The following is a 20529-nucleotide window of genomic DNA, read 5'->3' on the forward strand; positions in this document are numbered from 1 at the left end:
TCGTAACAAAAATCCCCTTTATCAGATGGATAAAGGGGATTACTATTTTAAACAGCAGATACTGTTGAATCATTTTTTACGAATGGTTACTGAAGTAACTTTACCGCTTCTTCATTATTCTGCATCACAGCATGCTGAAGAGCAGTATTTCCGCGGTTGTCTTTTGCAGTCTTATCCGCTCCGTTCTCCAACAGTAATTGTATAACTTCCGTCTTTCCAAAAACGGCGGCATAAATAAGTGCCGTAGCGTCATTATAATTCTTTAAATTCACATCCGCCTTATGGGAAATAAGCAGCAATATCATTTCTTTATATCCTTTAAATGTAGCTCCCATAAGTGCCGTATTTCCACTTTGATCCTGCAGGTCAGGCTGTGCTCCGTTTTCCAGCAGCCACTTGGCAGCATTATACTGATTATGATACACTGCCAGAATTAAAGGAGTATAACCTTCCGGATTTCTGGAGTTAACATCCTTTTTAAATTTTGAAATGGCTTCCGTATCACCAGTTTTTGCATAAGCAAAAATGTCCTGTGCTTTGGCATTATTGACGGCAAAAAGCATAATAATAACGGTAATAAGGCTCTTCATTGCTGTTATTTTGAAGATAATAAAGATTCCAACTGCTGACGGTCCATCTTAACATGTTGAGCCAAACGTTTTCCGTATTCTGAGTCAGCCTGATAAAAGTAGGAAATCATTTTTGCCACCACTTTCTTATTGGTTACACTGTTCAGAGCATCCCCTAAATTTTTAATCAGCTGGTCCTGATCCTTTTTAGAAAAAGATCTGTACAGCTCTCCTGCCTGCTTAAAATTGTTTTCCTTATCAATTTTGCCCTGTACAGAAGTTGTGCCTGCAGGAAATACCGTCTGAGAATATTTGAATTTCTTATTATCAGTTACTTCCGGTTTTGCTGCTGAAGGCTGGTAGTTTACCTCACCGTTCTGAGTTCTCACAGACATATAACCGTTTTGATTGTAAGTCACAACATCATTTTTTGCAGCGTTAACAGGCAGTTGCTGAAAGTTTCCACCAATTCTGTGTCTTTGGGTATCGAAATAGGAGAACAGTCTTCCCTGCAGCAGTTTATCCTCAGAAGGTTCAATCCCCGGAACAAGGGTTCCCGGAGAAAAAGCAGCCTGTTCTACCTGCTGGAAATAATTGGTTGGATTCTGATTAAGAGTCATTGTTCCTGCTTTAACAGATTTTGCAATAGATTCAGGCCAGATTTTGGTCACATCAAGAGGGTTAAAATCAAGCTTCTCAAAGTCATCTTTTTTTAGCATCTGCACATACAGATCCCATTTTGGAAAGTTTTTATTCTGAATAGAATTATACAGATCCCTTGTAGCATGTTCTATTTGTGTAGACTGAATTTTATCGGCTTCTTCCTGAGTAAGATTTCTTTCTCCCTGTTTCGGAACCCATTTGTACTTTACGTAAGTTACTTCACCTTTTGCATTAACCCATTTAAAGGCATGCACTCCGTTTCCCTGCATTTCTCTGTAATTCGCAGGAATCCCATAATCAGAGAACAGCCATGTAAGCATATGCGTCGCTTCCGGAATATTGGCCATAAAATCAAATACCCTGTTATTATCCGAAGCATTATTGGTAACCGGAGAAGGTTTGAAAGCGTGTACCATATCAGGAAATTTGATTGCATCCCTGATGAAGAATACCGGTAAATTATTACCTACCAGATCATAATTTCCCTGATCTGTATAAAATTTAACGGCAAATCCTCTCGGATCCCTGAATGTCTCCGGAGATCCCTGCTGGTGCACTACTGTTGAAAATCTTACCAGCACAGGAGTTTTTTTACCTGCTTTGGATAAAAAGTCTGCCATGGTTACATCAGAAAAATCAGCATCAGCAACAAATTCACCAATAGCTCCGGCTCCTCTGGCATGCACTACCCTTTCAGGAATTCTTTCCCTGTCAAAAGCAGCTAACTTTTCAATTAGATGAATATCTTCCAATAAAACCGGTCCGTTATTTCCTGCTGTTTTAGAATTCTGGTTATCTCCTACAGGACTTCCCGTATTGGTTGTGAGCTGTTGAGAATAGAGTACGGAGGTAATAAGAATCCCCGCTAGAAAAACACTTTTTTTCATAATTTATTATTTATTGTGGGGCAAATATAGAAAGTTGGTACAGGAAGTTCGTCTTAATAAATTCGATTCAATTAATTCACACAATCTATCACAATTAACAAAACCAATAGACAAAGACTACTATTTTATTAAAAAATATACCTTCTCTAATAAATAAGACTAACTCATCCATGTCAATTAAAACCGCCTTTCTTGTAGTTTAATTTCTACAAGCAGAATAATTTGTTATATCGAAGATTTATTTAGTTTTACAAAAAAAAACAGATGATAAAAAGAATAATATTAATGATAATTATTCCTGCAGCATTTATTTTTCTTGGACTAAAGTTCGTCACAATAAGTAATGAGAATTACATCGCTCCTCATCCATCAAAATCTTCCGGAAAAATTGAAGACAGCCCTTTCCAAAAAGAATACCTGAATAAAGGCGGAATAATAATCGTAAATGTTTGGGCTACCTGGTGCGAACCTTGTGTTCAGGAAATGCCTGTATTCAAAAAACTGATAAAAGAGAACCCTGACAAAAAGTTTGTTTTTTTATCCATTGATGAAAATACCGAAAATTTAAAATCCTTTGTTGCTGAAAATAAAATAAACGATATTACCCTTCAGAATATAAAGTATATTGAAGCCATTAAAAACTTTCTGGGAGGAAATGGGGTATTGGGTTACAGCGCCATTCCGTTAACCTTTATTATAAAAGATGGAAAAGTTATTGATAAAAGTGTAGGCAGTATAGATTATACTGAACTTTCCAATAAATTAAAAGCACTCCAATAGCATAAAGCATTTTAATTTTAGCACGGATGAAAATGTAAATCATCCTCGTTATCAATTTCCAAAATTCACAAAATGCGGAATCTCCGTTGCAAAGCTGTTCAATGGTAACAGGTTATTACGGTTACTGTTAAAATCAAAAACAGAGTTATTATCAAATGGAACCCGTGGATAGTACATGAAAGAAATCTGAATCCTGTTGAACACCAGATACGGATTATTAATTAAAACACCGATTCCGATTTTTGCATTGGCTTTTGTTTTAAACAGCTTATCATCAGGCATTCCCAGCCAGCCCACCGCTGTTGTTAAATAAGGACTGAAATGAAAATTTTTCCAGGTTTTATTTATAAACAATTGGAGCTGATATCTTAAAACCAGTTTTTTAGTGCCAATGTAATCTGAATTGTAAACCGGAAATTCGTCCGGGGATGAAAGGTTTATTCTATCCTTATAAGAGTAATTATGCTGCGGATTTCCCAGTGCTAAAGTCGGAGAAAAAAAATGTCTTGCTTTGGCAAATTTCCAGTCCATAAGATTAGTAAAATACGTTCCGTCAAAGCGGAAAGACTCCCTGTTCTGGCTGTCTTCATTAAAGAATCTTCCAAACTGTGCTTTCACTGTGAAATATCCCAGATTCGTAAAACGGCCGTAAGATGCTGAAATTCCCACATATGGATTCACTTCTTTATTTCTTGATAAACCTCCTCCAATAATATTCACAGAGTTACCATAAGCAATATCCTCCGGCAAATCATACTGGAAAATATTCTTCTGAACAGAGAAGTTTCTCTGAATAAACCCGACAGACATCAGAAAACTGTTGTAGGAGCTGAAATATTTATACTGGTCTATTCCCGGGCTGTCTTTGTACTGATAATTCTGAAACCTTCCTATAATAGCAATATTACTGGATACTTTTTCACGCGGATCAGCCGAAACCGGAATCTGGTAACCTCCCCATAAATCCTGGCTGTATACTTTAATTTGAACCTCGGGAAATGTGTTAGCTGTATCTGTTGGAAGTAGAACTTTTCGCATAAAATATTCAAATGTAAAACCTCCCGCCCACTTCGTCAGAGGAGAGAAAAAGTCTCTTGTGAGGCTGAAATTAATTCTTTCATTTTTCGAAAAGTCCCGCTCTCCAAGAATCTGGGCATTGATATAGGTACCAAAAAGATTATGGGTAGTATAGCTTCCTAAGAGGTAGTTCTGCTTTTCTTTGGAATCGTTTCTGTAAAGGAAGTCAAGCGTATGTCCCAGTCCCAGCACATTCTCTTCCGTAACACCGAGGCCAATTTTACTTCCGGAATAACTGATTCTCGGCTTCAGGCTCCAGGAATCAAGTACCCTTACCACAACATCAATAGAATCTTTACTCGAAGTACTGTCAGAAACACTGATATTAACCCTGTTTATAAAAGGCATTGCTCTCAGCAAACGTTCAGATTCGTAGAGCTTTTGGGCATTGTACTCTTCTCCCTCTTCAAAAAGTAGAAAATTATTGACCGTTGATCTCCTTGTACTGGAATGAAGATGATCCTTTATCCAATCATACCATCTGCCCATTTCTTTACTGTCTTTGGAATTATATCCGAAAGGGTCGATGGTTTCTATCCTGATATTTCTGATGATTTTTTTGTCATAAGTCTTCTGCGAAAGCTTTTCAGTGTTGGATTTTACAGAAGTAGAATCCGGTTCTCTACGAAATATAAACCGGTGGATGAATTTGGTAACCTTTCTTTTGTCTGAAAATTTTTCTATTTTATAATAAAGTGAGTCTTTCTTCTCCTGTGCTTGTAAAAAGAAAAAACCACTTAAAAGGAAAATCAGAGTTACAGTCGTTCTAGCCATTAGTCATCAAAAATTCAATTCAGTTTGTAGTATCAATTTGCAAGCCAACAAAAGGCTTTAAGCGTAGAAAAAGCAAAAAAATTATCAGAAACAATAAAGCTGTCCGGCAATAAAATTTTCTTCTAGAGCTTAAAAAAGAAATAGACTACAGCCACCCATTCTTTTTTTATCCCACGGGCATACCCTATCGTACTTCGGCTTGCATTTTCAACTGTTCCATCATCTTTAATATATCCCAAAGTAGCACGGCTGCTGTTTTCTACGGTTCCATCTTCCCTCACATAACCAACTGTAGAACGGTTGCCGTTTTCAATAGTTCCATCATTTCTGATATATCCAATCGTTGAATGGCTGCTGTTTTCAATCGTTCCGTCATTTCTGATATAACCTGTGGTCGCATGACTGCTGTTTTCAATTGTCCCGTCACTTTTAATGTATCCGATGGTACTTCGGCTGGCAGATTCAATAGTCTGCCCTTTCGTAAAGACTATACTTGTTATAGTGATGATAAAAAATAGTATTTTTTTCATTTCTTTCATGTTTTATTTAAGATTTAAATCTAAGTTAAGATTCTTATTCTGAATTTTCTCTATAACATTAATAAATCAATAAGGATACTGAATATAATACTATACAATTTCAACAATCATTACCGAATATGATCACACTCATAATTATCTGGTCCTATTTATCTTATTTTTGAGTCTTGTTTATAATTACATCTTACTTGAAATCAGATAAGCTTCCTTTAGCAGGAAGCTTATTTTATTTTTTCTTTTGTTTCTGCATTTTCAATTTCAGAAGACAGACTCAGAAATATATTTACAGCTATAATCAAAAAACAGTGGTGAATCCGCTGAAAAATTTTACACGCATTATCAATTTAAAACTTAATTAAAAAAATTTAAGGATAAACGTTTAACCAAATTTAATCAATCTGACTGAATCAGTTAACAATTAGTTCATATTAAAAACAGTTGTAAATATATAACTAATTGATATACAAATAATTAAATCTATTTTAAAAAATTGCGCTAAATTACACTTTTTTCTGAAACCACCAAAAAAACCTAGCTATTGTTTTTTTACTATTTTCTGAAATATTTTTGTGCATTAAAAATTAAAATGAAAAGGTCTTCCATAAAAGATATAGCTAAGCTGGCAGGAGTTTCCGTAGCCACTGTATCGTATGTGCTCAACCGAAAGGAAGGACAGCGCATCAGCGAAGAGACCCGGAAAAAAATTTTTGAAATTGCTGAAACGATTAACTACACCCCGAATAAGATCGCAAAAAGCCTTAAAACCAACAAGACCAAGCTACTGGGGCTCATCGTTGCAGATATCTCCAACGATTTCTATTCCCACATGGCAAGGAATCTGGAAGATAAAGCTTTAAAGCTGGGATATACCCTGATCATCGGCAGTTCTGATGAAAATGCAGAAAAATTTGAAAAACTTACCCAACTATTTTCACAGCAGCAGGTAGACGGAATGATCGTTGCTCCTGTAGCAGGATCAGAAAAGACACTTGAAAACCTTATTCAGCTTAAATACCCTGTTGTAACGATTGACAGGTACCTTAAAGGTGTTTCTGTTCCGGGAATTACCATTGATAATCAGGAGATCGCAGAGCGCACAGCCAGCCTGCTTCTTAATAAGGATTTTGACAAAATGATCTATGTGGGCTATGACACTAAGCTCCCGCATCTGCTGGACCGACAGCAAGGTTTTGAAAAAGCGGTAAGTTCTTCCAGAAAAACAGCTGAAATACAATATCTCCTGGTAGGACTGGAAAATATTGCACAGGAAGTACATGTGAAGATTGAAAAAAGCCTGGGAAAAAAACCTGAAAATACAGCATTATATTTTTCCAGTAATAAACTTGCGGTAGCGGGGCTTTCCTACCTCGTTAAAAACAATATAAAAGTTCCGGAACAGGTCTCTGTAATCGCATTTGATGAAACCGATGCTTATGACCTCTTCCCTACAGAAATCACCTACATCCAGCAGCCGATTGAAGAAATGGCAGAAGAAGCAATTAAGCTTCTCGACGGGCAAATCAATGATTATACGGCAACCGGGAAAAGAATAACATTATCCGCAAGACTGGTTGCTAAAGCGTCTTTAAAATAAGCAATTTGACATAAAAACATTTTTTTTAAACAATAACTTAAACGTTTAACCTAATATGATAACAAATAAATTCAACGATGTCGTTTGCTTTGGAGAAGTTCTGTGGGACATCTTTCCTACAGTATCCAGAGCCGGCGGAGCACCATTCAACGTTGCCTACAATCTTTTCAAAATGGGAATCGATACCAAAATGCTTAGCCGTATAGGAAATGATGAATTGGGAGACCGTCTTCTTAATCAGATCCAGGATTGGGGAATAACAACAGACTTCATACAGGTAGATCAGGAAAAGGCCACAGGAACTGTCATTGCCGATTTTGATGAGCATGGAGAGGCTGCATATGACATTGTACAGGATGTTGCCTGGGATTATATTCAGCCACTGCCGGAGCATAAGGAACTGATACAAAATTCAGAAGCATTTGTTTTTGGAAGTCTGATCACAAGAAATGAAGCATCCCGGAATGCTCTGCTGGAACTTTTGGAATATTCAAATTTCAAAGTTTTTGATGTTAACTTCCGTCCTCCTTTTATTGATTTTGAATTCATCAAAAAGTTATTGCACAAGGCTGATCTTGTTAAAATGAATAAGGCAGAACTCAGAACCATTCTTGAATATCTCGGTGAAGAGTATATTGATGAAGATACAAGCATCAGACATCTCCAGACTTATTTTAATTTAAATGAAATTGTCCTTACCAAAGGAAGTAAAGGCGCCAGATACTTTGTGGGGAATATTGCGTATGATTTCCCGGCAGTTCATATTGAAATTGCAGACACAGTGGGTAGCGGAGACTCTTTTCTCGCTGGCTTCCTGTCTAAAAGAATTCAGGGAAGATCTCCGGAAGAGATCATGAAACAGGCCACATCACTGGGTGCTTTTATCACTTCGAAATCGGGGGCATGCCCTGATTATACTTATGAAGAATTCAAGGCATTCAGAGAAAAAAACAGCTGTAAAACCTCTTAAAACTTACGATATGAATACTCCAAAATTTACAGATAAGAAATACTATATCATCCTTTCTTTTGTTACCTCTCTCTTCTTTTTCTGGGCCATTGCGCTTACCATGGGGGATGTATTGAATAAACATTTTCAGAATGTTCTTCATATTTCGAAGTCCAAATCAGGGCTGGTGCAGCTTTCCATTTTTGGAGCTTATGCGCTTATGGGTATTCCGGCAGGATTATTTATGAAAAAGTTCGGGTATAAGTTGGGTGTTATTTTAGGGTTGTCACTTTTCGCATTGGGATCTTTTTTGTTTATCCCTGCAGCAGACACCTCATCATTTAATTTTTTCAGACTGGCTCTTTTTGTTCTGGCAATGGGAATGGCAACCCTTGAAACGGTAGCCCATCCTTTTGTAGCAGCTCTTGGTGATGAAAGAACAAGTGATCAGAGAGTTAATTTTGCACAGTCTTTTAATGGTCTGGGAGCCATTATCGGCCCTTTGCTGGGAGGATATTTCATTTTCGGAACGCCTGATTCCGGATCTGGATCACTGGATTCCGTAAAAAATCTTTATACCTGGATTGGGATTGTCATTCTCGTGATTACCATAATTTTCAGCTTTATCAGAGTGCCGGACCTTAAAGATCCTCATGCGGAAGATATCATCATTTCAGAAAATGAAAAAGGAGAAGACGTTTCTGTATCAGACCCACACGCACCGCTCTATAAGCAGAGACATTTTATATTTGCCGTCATTGCCCAGTTTTTTAATATTGCCGCACAGGGTGGAACATGGGCTTATTTTATCAATTACGGTGTAGAGAAAATGCACCTTCCGGAGATACAGACTTCTTATTATTTTTCTTTAAGTATGGCGATGATGATGATCGGAAGATTTATCGGAACCTTCCTGATGAGATTTATTGCTCCCAACAAACTGCTGGCTATCTTTACAGCCTGTAATATCGTTCTGTGCCTGATTATTTCCCAAAGTTTCGGATGGGTATCATTTATAAGCCTTATTTTGCTCAACCTGTTTCTTAGTGTAATGTATCCTACTATTTTCAGTCTTGGACTTAAAAGATTAGGGTCAAAAGTTCAGCAGGCTTCTTCATTCCTGGTTATGGCCATGTTTGGAGGTGCTGTTTTCCCTCCGATCATGGGTAGAATTGCAGAAAAAGATATTGCCCATGCTTATCTCCTTCCTATTCTCTGCTATGTCGTCATTTTATTATTTGCATTAAAGTTCTACAAGCCCAAAACACTTAAATAATCCCTATGAAAACAAAGCTTTTATTAGCCTGGTGTATTTTACTTATATGCGCCGGAAGGGGAATTAATGCCCAGATCACAATAACCAACAAAAAATTTTCCTTTGGGACAACAGGAAGAATCGGAGCTGGTTATTCTCCGAATGCCGATGGAAAAACAGGAAGACAGCTGAATCTGAACAACCAGGGATCTTTAGGAGGCAGAATGGATCAGGGAGATTATGTTGATTTCCTGCCGGCCTTTCATTTTACCCCTGTGGTAAACGGTGACAGTGCAAAAAGTACAAAGATCGATATGCAGGCAAGACTGAGCTTTTATTCAGGAGGAACTTTTCTGGGAAATGTGGATTCAAAATCCAATCAGGGGATGATTATTGCCTTGCCGGAAGCCTTTGTGGAAGCAAGGAATATTATGGGAAGTGACTGGGATGTCTGGGCAGGATCAAGATGGCTGAGATATGATGACATTCACATTGCCGATTATTTTTATTTTGATGACCATTCGGCAACCGGTTGGGGTGTAAGGCATAAAAACACCAGGTTTTCAATGTTCTTTCCGGCAGCTATTGATACTGCGGCCAGCAACTCCACTCCCTACTCTTACACCAATGTGATCAGCGGTTCAAAAAACCTCATCTACAGGCAAAGGGAAGTTTTTGTCCTGGAGCAGACGCTGCCATTTAAAAATACAAAACACAAGCTGAAACTGATGGCGGAATTTCATCATGTAGAAAAATCAGGGGAAAATTCTGTAGAGCAATATCCATCGGATAAGGGCTGGGTTTTTGGAGCTAAATTAAATACAGATATTGCAACGACAATTCCGGGTTCATTCAATCAGCTTTCTGTACGATACGGGACCGGAATCGCCAATGGAGGTGATAATGGAAATACCCAGACCTGGCGCACCTACGGAGCTCCTGATGAAATCACAAAAACATACAAAGGAGCTTACTCTCTTACGGTTGTTGAACATTTCCTCTGGAATATCTCAAACCGGTGGTCACTTAATCCCTATGCGGTTTTCACCAAAAGCAAAGGAGGATCAGCCAATACTGATAAAGCGCTGGATTATTATAACCGAGAGATTTTCAACAGGAAAACAGAATTTAATACGGGGATCAGAGCCACTTGCTATTTTAACAACTGGTTCCATATTCTCTCCGAGTTTCACTATGCAACCCGTAAAAACGGAACGCAGGATGCAGCATCGATGATGAAACTTGTTCTGGCTCCCACTATTGTTCCTACAGCGGAACGAAGTGTCTGGGCAAGACCTCACATCCGTTTTATTGCAGAAGTATCAAGGTATAATGATGAGGCTATGAACAGTCTTTACTCACCGTTTTTACAACAGTCAGGAGCCAAAAGATTCGGGACCTATTTCGGAGTACGAACAGAATGGTGGATTTTTTAAATTAAAATAAAGAAATATGATGAATATAAAATTAGGGGCTTCCCTACTCTCCTGGATCACTCCGTTATGGAATGCAGAATCAGGAAAATATGCGATAGAAAAAACGTCACAGGCCGGTTTTGATCTGATCGAAATACTGTTACCCGGATCCATGGATTTTGATGCATCCACGGTAAAAAAACAATTGAAAGACAATCATCTGGAAGCAGTATGTTCGCTGAATCTTCCTAAAGACGCTCATATTGCGTTTGAGCCTGAAGCTGCGGAAAAGCTTATCAAAAAAGCAATTGATAAAGTTGATGAACTGGAAACCCATCTTCTGGCTGGTGTCCTGCATGGCGGAATCGGTGTTTTTACCGGAAAACCACTCACAGAAAACGAAAAAGAAATCATTGCTGATGTGTGGTGCAATGTGGCGGATTACGCCCAGGCCAAAAGTATAGATATTGCCATAGAGCCTATTAACCGCTATGAATCCTATGTCTGCAATACGGCAGAAAATGTCCTGGAACTTATAAAAAAAACAGGTAAAAATAATATCTTCCTTCACCTTGATACCTTTCATATGAATATCGAGGAAGATAATTTTTATGACCCGATTATCAAATCCGGAAAAATGCTGAAGCACATTCATGTGACAGAATCTCACCGCGGTATGCTGGGAGAAGGAACTGTCAACTGGGAAGAGTTTTTCGCGGCATTGAAAAAGATCAATTTTGAAGGAAATCTGGTTCTTGAAAATTTCAGTTCCTCAATTCCGGGAATGCAGGAAAAGGTTTCATTATGGCAGAAATCACCTTATGATGCTCAGACATTGGCAGAAGGAAGTCTTGCCTTTTTAAAGAAGCATCTTAGCTTATAAAATTATCTGTTATATTATTCTGAAACTTATGGAAAGCGGAAATTGTCCGCTTTTCACCGATTGATTCTGCCCGTTCGCCGAAAATACAGATTGTTTTCCAGGATTATGGCTGACCTTTACCTCAGAAAAAGGCAATAATGCTCAACTAAAATCTTATTATTATGAAAACAAAAATCGGAATTACAGAAAAAAACACGGAAGCTGTTGCAGAACAATTAGCAAAACTATTAGCAGATGAAACACTGCTTTACATCAAAACAAGAAATGCCCACTGGAACGTAACCGGAGATAACTTCCATGCCAATCACATTTTCTTTGAAGAACAATACAAACAACTGGATGAACTGATAGACAGTGTTGCAGAAAGAATGCGTAAAATCGGGCATTATGCACCGGCCACGATGAAAATCTATCTGGAACTGACTCATTTAACGGAATACAGTGAAAGAACAAACGACGGTTTGGGATATATGAAAGACTTGTTAAGTGATCATGAAAGCATCATCGAATTTCTTCGTGGAAATATCACTCCATTTGCAGAAAAGTATAAAGATTACGGTACCAGCGATTTTATTACAGGTCTGATGGAAACCCATGAGGAAATGGCATGGATGATCCGTTCCTATTTCAGATAACACAAAATAAAAAAGTTATAATTATCTTTGTGTAAACCATAAACAACTATACCTATGAAAGCCTTAATCGTGGATGATAATGATATTGCAAGAACAACATTAGCACACCTCGCCAAACAGGTTCCGGATCTTTCCATTGTCAGCGAGTTTTCCAATGCTATAGAAGCTTATCATTATCTTCAGTCCAATTCCGTCGATCTGATATTTCTCGATATAGAAATGCCGGAAATGACAGGAATTGAGCTCACGAAAACGCTTTCCGGTAAAGAGACCATCATCATTTTCACGACCTCAAAAAAGGAATATGCACTGGAAGCATTTGAGCTTAATATTGCAGATTACCTTCTGAAGCCCATTATGCCGGTCAGATTTCTGCAGGCAGTAAGCAAGGCACAGACGATTCTTGAAAGCAGAAAAGAGAATGTGGAAATCACAAGGGATGAGTTTCTTTTCGTGAGGGATTCCAATATTACAAGGCGCTTAAAACTGGATGATATTTTCTATGCTGAAGCCATGGGTGATTATGTAAAGTTTTATACCAAAGAAAAGATGTTTGCCATTCACGGTAAAATGAAAACGGCTGAAGAACGTCTTCCTAAAGATCATTTTATAAGAGTTCACCGTTCCTATATTGTCTCTGTGGGTAAAATTGACACCCTTCAGGACGGCGGTATTATGATCAACGGTAAATTCATTCCTGTGGCAGACGCCTACAGGAAAGCACTCAACACGAGAATGAATGTCTTTTAGCCTTTGCCGGCCATCAGAAATCTTACTTCCTTTTTTGATCTCAATTCCTGAACAGTTTAGGGTTTAATCAACCTTTATCTGTATTTTATTTAAATCAGACCGTTATTATGAAAAATATATCTTCAGTAATGGATAACAAGCGATTCAGCTATTTTATTATCCTGACATTTATTGCAGGCTCACTCCTGCTGATAGCTGTTCAGCTCAATTCTGCAGGAAATACCAAAGCGCTGATTCAGAATAACAATACCTTGCTGAGCGAATTACGTTCCAGCAATCATTTAAGGGAGATTGACCGTGATATTCTTGGAGTGGAAAGCAGAATCAGAGCTTCTATTGCAACGAATGACACCACGCATCTCGAAGGCATTGACCAAAAAATCAGTCAGATTGAAAATTTCCTGGATTCTCTGTCCAAAGACAATGTAAATGCTGAGGAAGAAAAGCTGATCCACAGATTAAGCGTTCTTGCCATGGAAAAGAAAACAACCAAAGATAAACTCCTGCACCGTTACCTCTCTGTAGGAAACATGGACGACAATACCTCCATTGCCAATCCGCGTGCAAGGAATATTTCCAATGAAATCACCAGAATCACAGCTAAAATATATGAAAGCAGAAAGCTGAATATGGTTGAACTCAGCCAGAAAAGTGAGGAAATGGGGCAGAAAGCAAGATTTTATGACATTTCAATATTGGTCTTACTGATTTTGGGCGGTTCTGTCGTTGGATATCACATTCTGAGACAGTTTAAACGCCAAAGGTTACTCATAAGCGAACTTGATATTGCGGAGAAAAAAGCATTGGTGGCGGCACAAACCAAGGAAAACTTCCTTGCCAATATGAGCCATGAAATCAGAACTCCTTTAAGCGGAATTCTCGGTTTCACCAATTTGCTGCAAAAACGTCCTTTGGATGAAACCTCAGCGGAATTTGTCTCTTCCATACAGCGTTCCGGAGAAAACCTGATGGCCATCATCAATGACATTCTTGATTTATCCAAAATAGAAGCAGGAATGATGCGCATTACCCCTGGAATTTTCAGCATCAACGGTCTGGTTAATTCCGTAGAAACATTTTTTACCGAACGGGCCAAAGAAAAAGGACTTACCATTTCCAGTACGATTGAACCTTCCATTCCTGACACTTTGGTGGGAGATGCCACAAGACTGACGCAGATTTTAGTGAACCTCATCGGAAATGCCATAAAATTTACCCACCAGGGAAATATTACTGTTGAAATCTACAGTAAACAGCAAACAGAAAAAGAAGCTGTTCTCGGATTTAAAATTTCAGATACGGGAATTGGAATTGACAAAGAAAAGCTTACTGAAATCTTTGAAAGATTCAATCAGGGAGAAGATTCAACGACAAGAAATTACGGAGGAACAGGATTAGGTTTATCCATCGTGAAAAGCTTAATTCTCCTGCAGAACGGAAACATTGAAGTAAGCAGTGAACCGGGGAAAGGAACTACATTTCACTTTTATATCCCTTACGGAATTGCTGAGGAACAGCTTACTGTTCTGCCTGCTGCTGATCCGCATTATTTTAAGGATAAATCCAACACACCTCTGAAAGTTCTGGTAGTTGATGACAATGTGATCAATCAAAGCCTGATGAAACATCTGCTTTCACAATGGAATATTGATTTTCATATTGCATCGAACGGTCTTGAAGCTGTAAGTTATCTTAAAAGCAATGCATGCGATCTGGTTTTAATGGATATACAGATGCCGCACATGGACGGATATGCAGCTACCCAGAAAATCCGGGAAGAACTCAGACTGGATATTCCGATCATCGCAATGACCGCCCATGCCCTGGCAGGCGAAAGAGAAAGATGCCTGAGCCGTGGGATGAACGAATATATTTCCAAGCCTGTCAATGAAGAAGAGCTGTTTATGCTGATTTCGAAGTTCGGGTTTAAAGAAACGAATAAAAACGAAAAGAAAACCGAAAATCCATCATCTGACTATCAGTATATTGATCTCTCTTATATGCAGACGGTGAGCGGCGGCGACAAAAGTTTCGAAAAAATGGTCACGCAACAGTTTATTGAGAACATTCCCAATCATCTACAGAAACTGATAGTGGCTTACGAAAACAAAGATTTTCAGGAGGTGGAACTTTGGGCTCACGATCTGAAATCAAGTATTGCCATTATGGGATTACATCCTCTTTTAAAGGAAAAACTCGATATTATTGAGACAACTTCGGGAGAGAACCCTGATCTTCAAAAGATACTGGCAGAAGTACAGAAAGTTCTGTCAGAAGCAGTTTCAGAAGCTGAAGCATTTTCAAAAACAATTTAAAAAAAGAAAAAATGAATTTATTTTCACCCATACACATTCGCAATCTTACCCTAAAGAACAGAATTGTACTATCTCCAATGCAGCAATACAGTGCTGAAAACGGAATTCCCGGCAACTGGCACCTTGTCCATCTCGGAAGTCGTGCTGTTGGCGGCGCAGGATTAATTCTTACCGAATGTACAGCTGTTTCAGAAGAAGGTCTGGCTACATTATCTGATGTAGGAATCTGGAATGATGAGCAGAAAAAAGCCTGGGAAAACATCGTGAATTTTGTACATGAGCAGAATGCCAAAATAGGAATTCAACTCTGGCACGCCGGAGGAAAAGGAAGCCTGAAACATCCCAATGAAAGAATGAAACCCCTAACTCCGGAAGAAGGTGCCTGGACGGTAAAATCCTCCTCAGCTCACGAGTTCAACGGAGTTTTTGCAGAAGAGCTCACCATTGATGAGATCCAGGAACTGAAGACGAAATTCGTTAAAGCAGCTCTTCGTGCCGTTGAAGCAGGTTTTGATACCATTGAACTTCACGCAGGCCATGGTTATTTATTTCATCAGTTTTATTCCGCAGTGATCAATAAAAGACAGGATGAATATGGCGGAAGTTTTGAGAACAGAATCCGTTTTCTTGTAGAAACCGTTCAGGAAATCAGGAAAGTTATTCCTGCTGAAATGCCTCTGTTCGTAAGAATTTCTGCAGTTGACTATATAGAATCGGATAAAGCCTGGACTCTGGAAGACAGCATTAAACTTTCAGAAATCCTTAAAGAAAACGGTGTAGATTTCATTACGGCATCCGGCGGAGGATTTACCAATGTAAGCAAGGATAAAGTATTTCCGGGATATCAGGTTCCTTTTGCAAAAGCGATTAAAGAACAGACCGGGATTTTAACAGGAGCTGTCGGAATGATTACAGAAGCAGAACAGGCCAATGATATTATTGCCAAAGGAGATGCAGATCTGGTAATCATTGCCCGGGAACATCTTAGAGATCCTTATTTTGCTATTCATTCTGCCAAGACATTAGGTATTGAAACAGAAATTCCGTGGCAGTATAAAAGAGCATATTAAATTAACCTATAAAAAATCAGTTATGGAAAATCAGGGTGCCTCCGTAGTGATTACCCATCATATTCTGGATGGAAAACAATCACAGTATGAAAAATGGCTGGACGAAATTGTGCCTGTCACCAAACATTCTGAAGGCTTTATTGATCTGCAGATTATTCGGCCGATTCCCGATCTGACTTTTGTGTATACCGTCATTATCCGTTTTGATACGATTAACCATCTTAAAAGCTGGATGGAATCGGATAACCGGAAAAAACTCATTGAGAAAGCGAATCCGCTGTTCAGGAAAAACGACCATTATCAGATCAGATCCGGGCTTGATTTTCTTTTTACGACAGAAAATGAAGGGAATAAAGTTCCGGTACGCTGGAAACAGTTTCTGGCAACGTGGTCTGCCATTTATCCGCTGTCTGTACTTATTCCTGCTTTGATCATTCCTTTTTTACGGTTTTTACATATTCCAGCCAATCATTATTCCGACGGATTCATCAATTCCGGAATTATTGTTTTTCTGATGGTGTTTGCCGTCATGCCCAATTATACCAGACTGATCAAAAAATGGCTGTATAAATAACCACATTTAAAAATTATACTTCATCAATCACTGTAAACCACAGTGATTTTTTTGTTTTCAGGAACCTCGTCCTGTTACCATTTGAACCCCACCAGCTTATTCAACGATACTTTCCGCCTGTTGACCGAACAGCAGTAAAAATAAGGACGGCCGGTTTGTAGCTTTACATCATCAATAACATAACAATCAAAATCAACAACTATGGAAATCTTACAAACTCCCGAAAACGCACTATCTCACTCAAGCGTAAGTGCCATCATCAATGCACCCATTGAAAAAGTGAATATCGCAGACTGGCTGCTTAATCTGCCGGACGCCGAATACCAGCGCTGCTCTACCCAGCATATCGGAGCTGCTATTTCAGTTACTTTTGATGGCAAACCTGTGTCTTTAAACGTAGAAACCATTGGAGATGCACTGATGGTACAACATTATATCGCAGATGTTCACCGTCCCGATTACTGCCGCATGCTTTCCATCTCGGATTCAATTACCAAAAACGGGCGCACAAAAGTTCAGGTCTTATGGGAACTAAAAGTGACAAAGATTGATGAAAACACCTGTCTTTACACCAATGAAATTCATGCGACAGCTACTCCAGAAATGTTTGAATATATGAAAGAACACGGGATCAACCTTGCAGATGCCGCTGCATCCAGACAAGCCGCTTCTGATGCCCATAATCATGAAGAAACTCCAAATTTTGCAAAAAGCATTGAAAATAAAGCACTGACAGGTCAATATAACCAGCCTTTTTAAAGCAACCAAATCCTCTATATCCTCAACGACTCATTTTGCCTTTTCACCGAATAATATTAAAAAAAGGTAAGATTTCGGGATAGCTTTACCATAACAAACAAAGAGCATTAATCACAAAAAATAATATTATGAATCCTTCATCATTAAGTTTCAGATACGGATTAGAAAAAAAAGAACCGCGTACCAGTGACGGTGGTACAACAAGAGGTGCTTCCGTAAAAGAATTCCCTGCTTCTGTAGGCATTGCAGGAGTTTCCATGAGATTACAGCCCGGAAGTATGAGAGAACTTCACTGGCATGCCAATGCCGCAGAATGGGCGTATGTGATTTCAGGAACGGTGCGTACCACCATTATCCATCCGGACGGACGAAGTTATACTGATAATTTTGAACCCGGTGACGTATGGTATTTCCCGAAAGGCTACGGACATTCCATCCAGGCTACCGGAACAGAGGAATGCCACTTTATCCTGATTTTTGACAACGGTAATTTTTCGGAAGACCATACCTTCAGTGTTACAGATTTTGTTTCAAGTATGCCTCCTGAAATTGTTGCACAGAATTTAGGACTAAGCCTTGAAGAAGTAGCAGAACTTCCTCAGAAAGAAGTTTACTTTGCAGCAGGAGTTGTTCCGGATGAACTCTCCGTGCATGCCACAGCCCGTCCTGAGGAATCAGACATTGAACTGATAAGTCTTCACCGCTATCCTCTGCATTCCCAGCAGCCAAGAATCATTCCCGGCGGAGGTCTCCAAAGATTGGTTACGAGTAAGGAATTTCCGATCAGCACCACAATGGCAGGTTCTGTACTGGAGCTGCAGCCCGGAGCTTTAAGAGAAATGCACTGGCATCCTAATGCCGATGAGTGGCAGTATTTTATATCCGGACAGGCAGAAATGTCGGTATTCCTGGCAGAAGGAGTTTCTGTTACAGAACAGTTCAATGCCGGTGATGTGGGCTATGTCCCTATGGGAGCCGGGCATTATATCAAAAATACCGGAGATACCGTCTGTAAAGTATTGATCGGATTTAATAGCGGCACCTATGAGTCCATTGATATCAGCGAGTGGCTGGCAGGAAACCCTAAAGATGTGGTCATTACGAATTTCGGGCTGAAGGAAGGAGAAATAGAAAAATTTCCGGAAAAGAAAGTATTCATCAAACCTGGAAAATAACTCCTGTGCTTCCGGAAACAAAAATCCTGCTTCCTGACAAAATCGTCAGAACGCAGGAGAAACTGGCAGTATTCCTTGCTTTTATCGCAGGATATACAGATGCTACAGGACTGATACAATGGAAAACCTACGTTTCTTTTATGAGCGGCAATACAACCCAGTTAGGTGCAGCAGTTTTTAGTGAAAAATATGGTGTTATCATCAGTTCTGTCATTGTAATCAGCTTTTTTCTGGCGGGGATTTATACAGGAACGTGTCTATCATTATCAAAGAAGCTCAGAAGCACAAAGATGATCTTCTATACAGTTTCCGGAATCATGGTCCTTTACAGTATCAGTGATTATTATGAAGATATTGCCAATGAAGTGTCTATAGCTGTTATCGGTTTCTCAATGGGTCTTATGAACACCATTGTCACTTCGGTAGGTAACCAAAAGATCAACACCGATTTTGTGACAGGAACTTTAAACAGCCTGGCAAGAACAGCTGCTCTTTTTGTGATGAGTGATCACGCAGAGGAGCGGAAGGAATACAAAGTAAATATTTTTCATTTGTTATTCTTATGGATGGGCTTTCTCTCCGGTGCTTCAGCAGCTCCTTTCCTGCTCTTTTATTCAGGAAACTGGACACTGATCTTTCCGGCAGCCTTACTGCTCATCTGTGCATTCACAATACCAATTCCAACGTTTAAAAACTAATTCTATGCTACAAAAAAATATGGTTGCCCCTGATTTTACATTATTTGCAACCCCGGATCAGAAGATTACCTTATCCGAATTCAGAGGACGAAACGTTATCCTTGCATTTTACCCGGCAGACTGGAGCCCGGTGTGTAGTGACCAGATGGCATTGTACAACGAAATGCTGAAGTATTTCAAAAAATATGATGCGGAAATTTTCGGAATTTCCGTAGACAGCAAATGGTGCCACCTGGCATTTTCACAATCCAGAAACCTGCACTTTCCACTGCTTGCAGACTTTGAAGCCAAAGGAGAAACAGCCAGGAAATATGGTGTTTACAATGACGACGAAGGAGAATGCAACAGAGCCCTGTTTGTCATCACTAAAGACGGTCTCATCGAATGGAGCTATCTCTCTCCCACCGCCATCAATCCTGGCGCAGACGGAATTTTAGAAGCATTAGAAAACCTTAACACGAAATAATTATGTCACTTAAACCATCAGTCAGCAATGCTGACCACACTCAGGGCAACTCAGATGCCAGCTTAGTCATTGTAGAATACGGGGATTATCAGTGTCCTTACTGCGGAGCAGCCTATCCGGTTCTTAAAGAATTAATGAAAGAATTCGGAAATCAGATCAGATTTGTATTCAGAAATTTTCCGCTGTCAGAAATGCATCAGTATGCAAGAACGGCAGCGCTGGCGGCAGAAGCGGCAGCTTTGCAGGGAAAATTCTGGGAAATGCATGATGCTATTTATGAAAACCAAGAATATCTGAATGCTGATCTTCCGTTAAAGCTTGCAGAAAAACTGGGTTTAAATATCCCTCAGTTCAAAGCTGATATTCATAAGAAGGAATTAGCAGAAAAGGTAGATACAGACTTTGAAAGCGGTATCATCAGCGGCGTGAACGGAACGCCTTCATTTTTCATTAACGGAAATAAATTCAATGGCGGTGCAGAAGATCTTTTTCAATTGGTACGAGAAAATGCAGCCTATTAATCAGAAAAATATTTAAAAATCAATTCATAACATTAAAAATAAACAACATGAGCACATTAACCTTAAAAGACGGAACAGAAATTTTTTACAAAGATCAGGGAGAAGGACCTGTATTAATGTTTCACCACGGATAGCCTTTATCATCTGATGATTGGGATGCACAGGTAATCTTTTTCCTTAA

At 39.1% G+C, this 20529-nt stretch carries 20 protein-coding genes; 16 read left to right on the top strand and 4 right to left on the bottom strand.

Annotation, left to right across the window (positions count from 1 at the left end):
* Positions 1 to 86: 86 nt before the first annotated feature.
* A complete protein-coding gene (locus EL165_RS05530; RefSeq protein WP_002978794.1) occupies positions 87 to 590 on the bottom strand; it encodes an ankyrin repeat domain-containing protein in 504 nt (167 codons plus the stop codon).
* Positions 591 to 595: 5 nt separating this feature from the next.
* On the bottom strand, positions 596 to 2119 hold the full coding sequence (locus tag EL165_RS05535) for a catalase (protein WP_002978792.1): 1524 nt from the start codon (positions 2117 to 2119) through the stop codon (positions 596 to 598).
* Between the two features lie 285 nt (positions 2120 to 2404).
* Here EL165_RS05535 and EL165_RS05540 point away from each other — a divergent pair, with 285 nt between their 5' ends.
* Positions 2405 to 2899, top strand: a complete 495-nt coding sequence (locus EL165_RS05540) for a TlpA family protein disulfide reductase (protein ID WP_041461456.1) — start codon at positions 2405 to 2407, stop codon at positions 2897 to 2899.
* Between the two features lie 51 nt (positions 2900 to 2950).
* Here EL165_RS05540 and EL165_RS05545 read toward each other — a convergent pair whose 3' ends face one another.
* Together EL165_RS05545 and EL165_RS05550 are read right to left on the bottom strand one after the other, a co-directional pair.
* The gene (locus tag EL165_RS05545) at positions 2951 to 4750 is read right to left on the bottom strand and encodes a BamA/TamA family outer membrane protein (protein WP_002978787.1); all 1800 of its coding nucleotides are present in this window, start codon (positions 4748 to 4750) and stop codon (positions 2951 to 2953) included.
* A gap of 122 nt (positions 4751 to 4872) precedes the next feature.
* Positions 4873 to 5280, bottom strand: a complete 408-nt coding sequence (locus EL165_RS05550; RefSeq protein ID WP_126358591.1) for a 5-fold beta-flower protein — start codon at positions 5278 to 5280, stop codon at positions 4873 to 4875.
* A 595-nt stretch (positions 5281 to 5875) separates the two neighbouring features.
* Here EL165_RS05550 and EL165_RS05555 point away from each other — a divergent pair.
* From EL165_RS05555 to EL165_RS05625, 15 genes are all read left to right on the top strand, one after another.
* Positions 5876 to 6883, top strand: coding sequence for a LacI family DNA-binding transcriptional regulator (locus tag EL165_RS05555; protein WP_002978781.1), 1008 nt, complete (start codon positions 5876 to 5878; stop codon positions 6881 to 6883).
* A 55-nt stretch (positions 6884 to 6938) separates the two neighbouring features.
* Positions 6939 to 7853 carry a carbohydrate kinase family protein gene (locus EL165_RS05560; RefSeq protein ID WP_002978780.1) on the top strand — a complete coding sequence of 305 codons (915 nt, stop codon included), beginning with the start codon at positions 6939 to 6941 and terminating at the stop codon, positions 7851 to 7853.
* A 10-nt stretch (positions 7854 to 7863) separates the two neighbouring features.
* Entirely contained in the window at positions 7864 to 9108 is a 1245-nt protein-coding gene (locus EL165_RS05565) for a sugar MFS transporter (protein ID WP_041461734.1), read from the top strand.
* Between the two features lie 5 nt (positions 9109 to 9113).
* Entirely contained in the window at positions 9114 to 10523 is a 1410-nt protein-coding gene (locus EL165_RS05570; protein WP_002978778.1) for a carbohydrate porin, read from the top strand.
* Positions 10524 to 10539: 16 nt separating this feature from the next.
* Positions 10540 to 11385 carry a sugar phosphate isomerase/epimerase family protein gene (locus EL165_RS05575; protein ID WP_002978777.1) on the top strand — a complete coding sequence of 282 codons (846 nt, stop codon included), beginning with the start codon at positions 10540 to 10542 and terminating at the stop codon, positions 11383 to 11385.
* A gap of 161 nt (positions 11386 to 11546) precedes the next feature.
* Positions 11547 to 12020: a Dps family protein gene (locus EL165_RS05580; RefSeq protein ID WP_002978775.1), complete on the top strand. Its 474-nt coding sequence runs from the start codon at positions 11547 to 11549 to the stop codon at positions 12018 to 12020.
* A gap of 54 nt (positions 12021 to 12074) precedes the next feature.
* Positions 12075 to 12770, top strand: coding sequence for a LytR/AlgR family response regulator transcription factor (locus EL165_RS05585; protein WP_002978774.1), 696 nt, complete (start codon positions 12075 to 12077; stop codon positions 12768 to 12770).
* Positions 12771 to 12877: 107 nt separating this feature from the next.
* A complete protein-coding gene (locus EL165_RS05590; RefSeq protein ID WP_002978773.1) occupies positions 12878 to 15085 on the top strand; it encodes a hybrid sensor histidine kinase/response regulator in 2208 nt (735 codons plus the stop codon).
* A gap of 11 nt (positions 15086 to 15096) precedes the next feature.
* Positions 15097 to 16155, top strand: a complete 1059-nt coding sequence (locus EL165_RS05595) for an NADH:flavin oxidoreductase/NADH oxidase (protein WP_002978772.1) — start codon at positions 15097 to 15099, stop codon at positions 16153 to 16155.
* 22 nt (positions 16156 to 16177) lie between these two features.
* Positions 16178 to 16729, top strand: coding sequence for a putative antibiotic biosynthesis monooxygenase (locus EL165_RS05600; protein WP_041461732.1), 552 nt, complete (start codon positions 16178 to 16180; stop codon positions 16727 to 16729).
* A 201-nt stretch (positions 16730 to 16930) separates the two neighbouring features.
* Positions 16931 to 17488, top strand: coding sequence for a hypothetical protein (locus EL165_RS05605; RefSeq protein ID WP_002978770.1), 558 nt, complete (start codon positions 16931 to 16933; stop codon positions 17486 to 17488).
* Positions 17489 to 17616: 128 nt separating this feature from the next.
* Positions 17617 to 18663: a cupin domain-containing protein gene (locus EL165_RS05610; protein WP_002978769.1), complete on the top strand. Its 1047-nt coding sequence runs from the start codon at positions 17617 to 17619 to the stop codon at positions 18661 to 18663.
* Between the two features lie 5 nt (positions 18664 to 18668).
* Positions 18669 to 19361 (top strand): YoaK family protein, encoded by a 693-nt coding sequence (locus tag EL165_RS05615; RefSeq protein ID WP_002978768.1) that lies wholly within the window; start codon positions 18669 to 18671, stop codon positions 19359 to 19361.
* Between the two features lie 4 nt (positions 19362 to 19365).
* Positions 19366 to 19827, top strand: a complete 462-nt coding sequence (locus tag EL165_RS05620) for a redoxin domain-containing protein (RefSeq protein WP_002978767.1) — start codon at positions 19366 to 19368, stop codon at positions 19825 to 19827.
* 2 nt (positions 19828 to 19829) lie between these two features.
* The gene (locus EL165_RS05625) at positions 19830 to 20348 is read left to right on the top strand and encodes a DsbA family protein (RefSeq protein ID WP_002978766.1); all 519 of its coding nucleotides are present in this window, start codon (positions 19830 to 19832) and stop codon (positions 20346 to 20348) included.
* The last annotated feature ends 181 nt before the right edge of the window (positions 20349 to 20529 follow it).

It is taken from the genome of Chryseobacterium gleum (genome assembly GCF_900636535.1).
Classification (GTDB): Bacteria; Bacteroidota; Bacteroidia; order Flavobacteriales; family Weeksellaceae; genus Chryseobacterium; species Chryseobacterium gleum.

Bases quoted from the DNA above. Each gene is read 5' to 3' on its own strand.
- EL165_RS05570 (WP_002978778.1), top strand. From the start codon at position 9,114: ATGAAAACAAAGCTTTTATTAGCCTGGTGTATTTTACTTATATGCGCC.
- EL165_RS05535 (WP_002978792.1), bottom strand. From the start codon at position 2,119: ATGAAAAAAAGTGTTTTTCTAGCGGGGATTCTTATTACCTCCGTACTC.
- EL165_RS05530 (WP_002978794.1), bottom strand. From the start codon at position 590: ATGAAGAGCCTTATTACCGTTATTATTATGCTTTTTGCCGTCAATAAT.
- EL165_RS05560 (WP_002978780.1), top strand. From the start codon at position 6,939: ATGATAACAAATAAATTCAACGATGTCGTTTGCTTTGGAGAAGTTCTG.
- EL165_RS05625 (WP_002978766.1), top strand. From the start codon at position 19,830: ATGTCACTTAAACCATCAGTCAGCAATGCTGACCACACTCAGGGCAAC.
- EL165_RS05590 (WP_002978773.1), top strand. From the start codon at position 12,878: ATGAAAAATATATCTTCAGTAATGGATAACAAGCGATTCAGCTATTTT.
- EL165_RS05555 (WP_002978781.1), top strand. From the start codon at position 5,876: ATGAAAAGGTCTTCCATAAAAGATATAGCTAAGCTGGCAGGAGTTTCC.
- EL165_RS05575 (WP_002978777.1), top strand. From the start codon at position 10,540: ATGATGAATATAAAATTAGGGGCTTCCCTACTCTCCTGGATCACTCCG.
- EL165_RS05610 (WP_002978769.1), top strand. From the start codon at position 17,617: ATGAATCCTTCATCATTAAGTTTCAGATACGGATTAGAAAAAAAAGAA.
- EL165_RS05605 (WP_002978770.1), top strand. From the start codon at position 16,931: ATGGAAATCTTACAAACTCCCGAAAACGCACTATCTCACTCAAGCGTA.
- EL165_RS05585 (WP_002978774.1), top strand. From the start codon at position 12,075: ATGAAAGCCTTAATCGTGGATGATAATGATATTGCAAGAACAACATTA.
- EL165_RS05545 (WP_002978787.1), bottom strand. From the start codon at position 4,750: ATGGCTAGAACGACTGTAACTCTGATTTTCCTTTTAAGTGGTTTTTTC.
- EL165_RS05565 (WP_041461734.1), top strand. From the start codon at position 7,864: ATGAATACTCCAAAATTTACAGATAAGAAATACTATATCATCCTTTCT.
- EL165_RS05550 (WP_126358591.1), bottom strand. From the start codon at position 5,280: ATGAAAAAAATACTATTTTTTATCATCACTATAACAAGTATAGTCTTT.
- EL165_RS05580 (WP_002978775.1), top strand. From the start codon at position 11,547: ATGAAAACAAAAATCGGAATTACAGAAAAAAACACGGAAGCTGTTGCA.
- EL165_RS05620 (WP_002978767.1), top strand. From the start codon at position 19,366: ATGCTACAAAAAAATATGGTTGCCCCTGATTTTACATTATTTGCAACC.
- EL165_RS05540 (WP_041461456.1), top strand. From the start codon at position 2,405: ATGATAATTATTCCTGCAGCATTTATTTTTCTTGGACTAAAGTTCGTC.
- EL165_RS05595 (WP_002978772.1), top strand. From the start codon at position 15,097: ATGAATTTATTTTCACCCATACACATTCGCAATCTTACCCTAAAGAAC.
- EL165_RS05600 (WP_041461732.1), top strand. From the start codon at position 16,178: ATGGAAAATCAGGGTGCCTCCGTAGTGATTACCCATCATATTCTGGAT.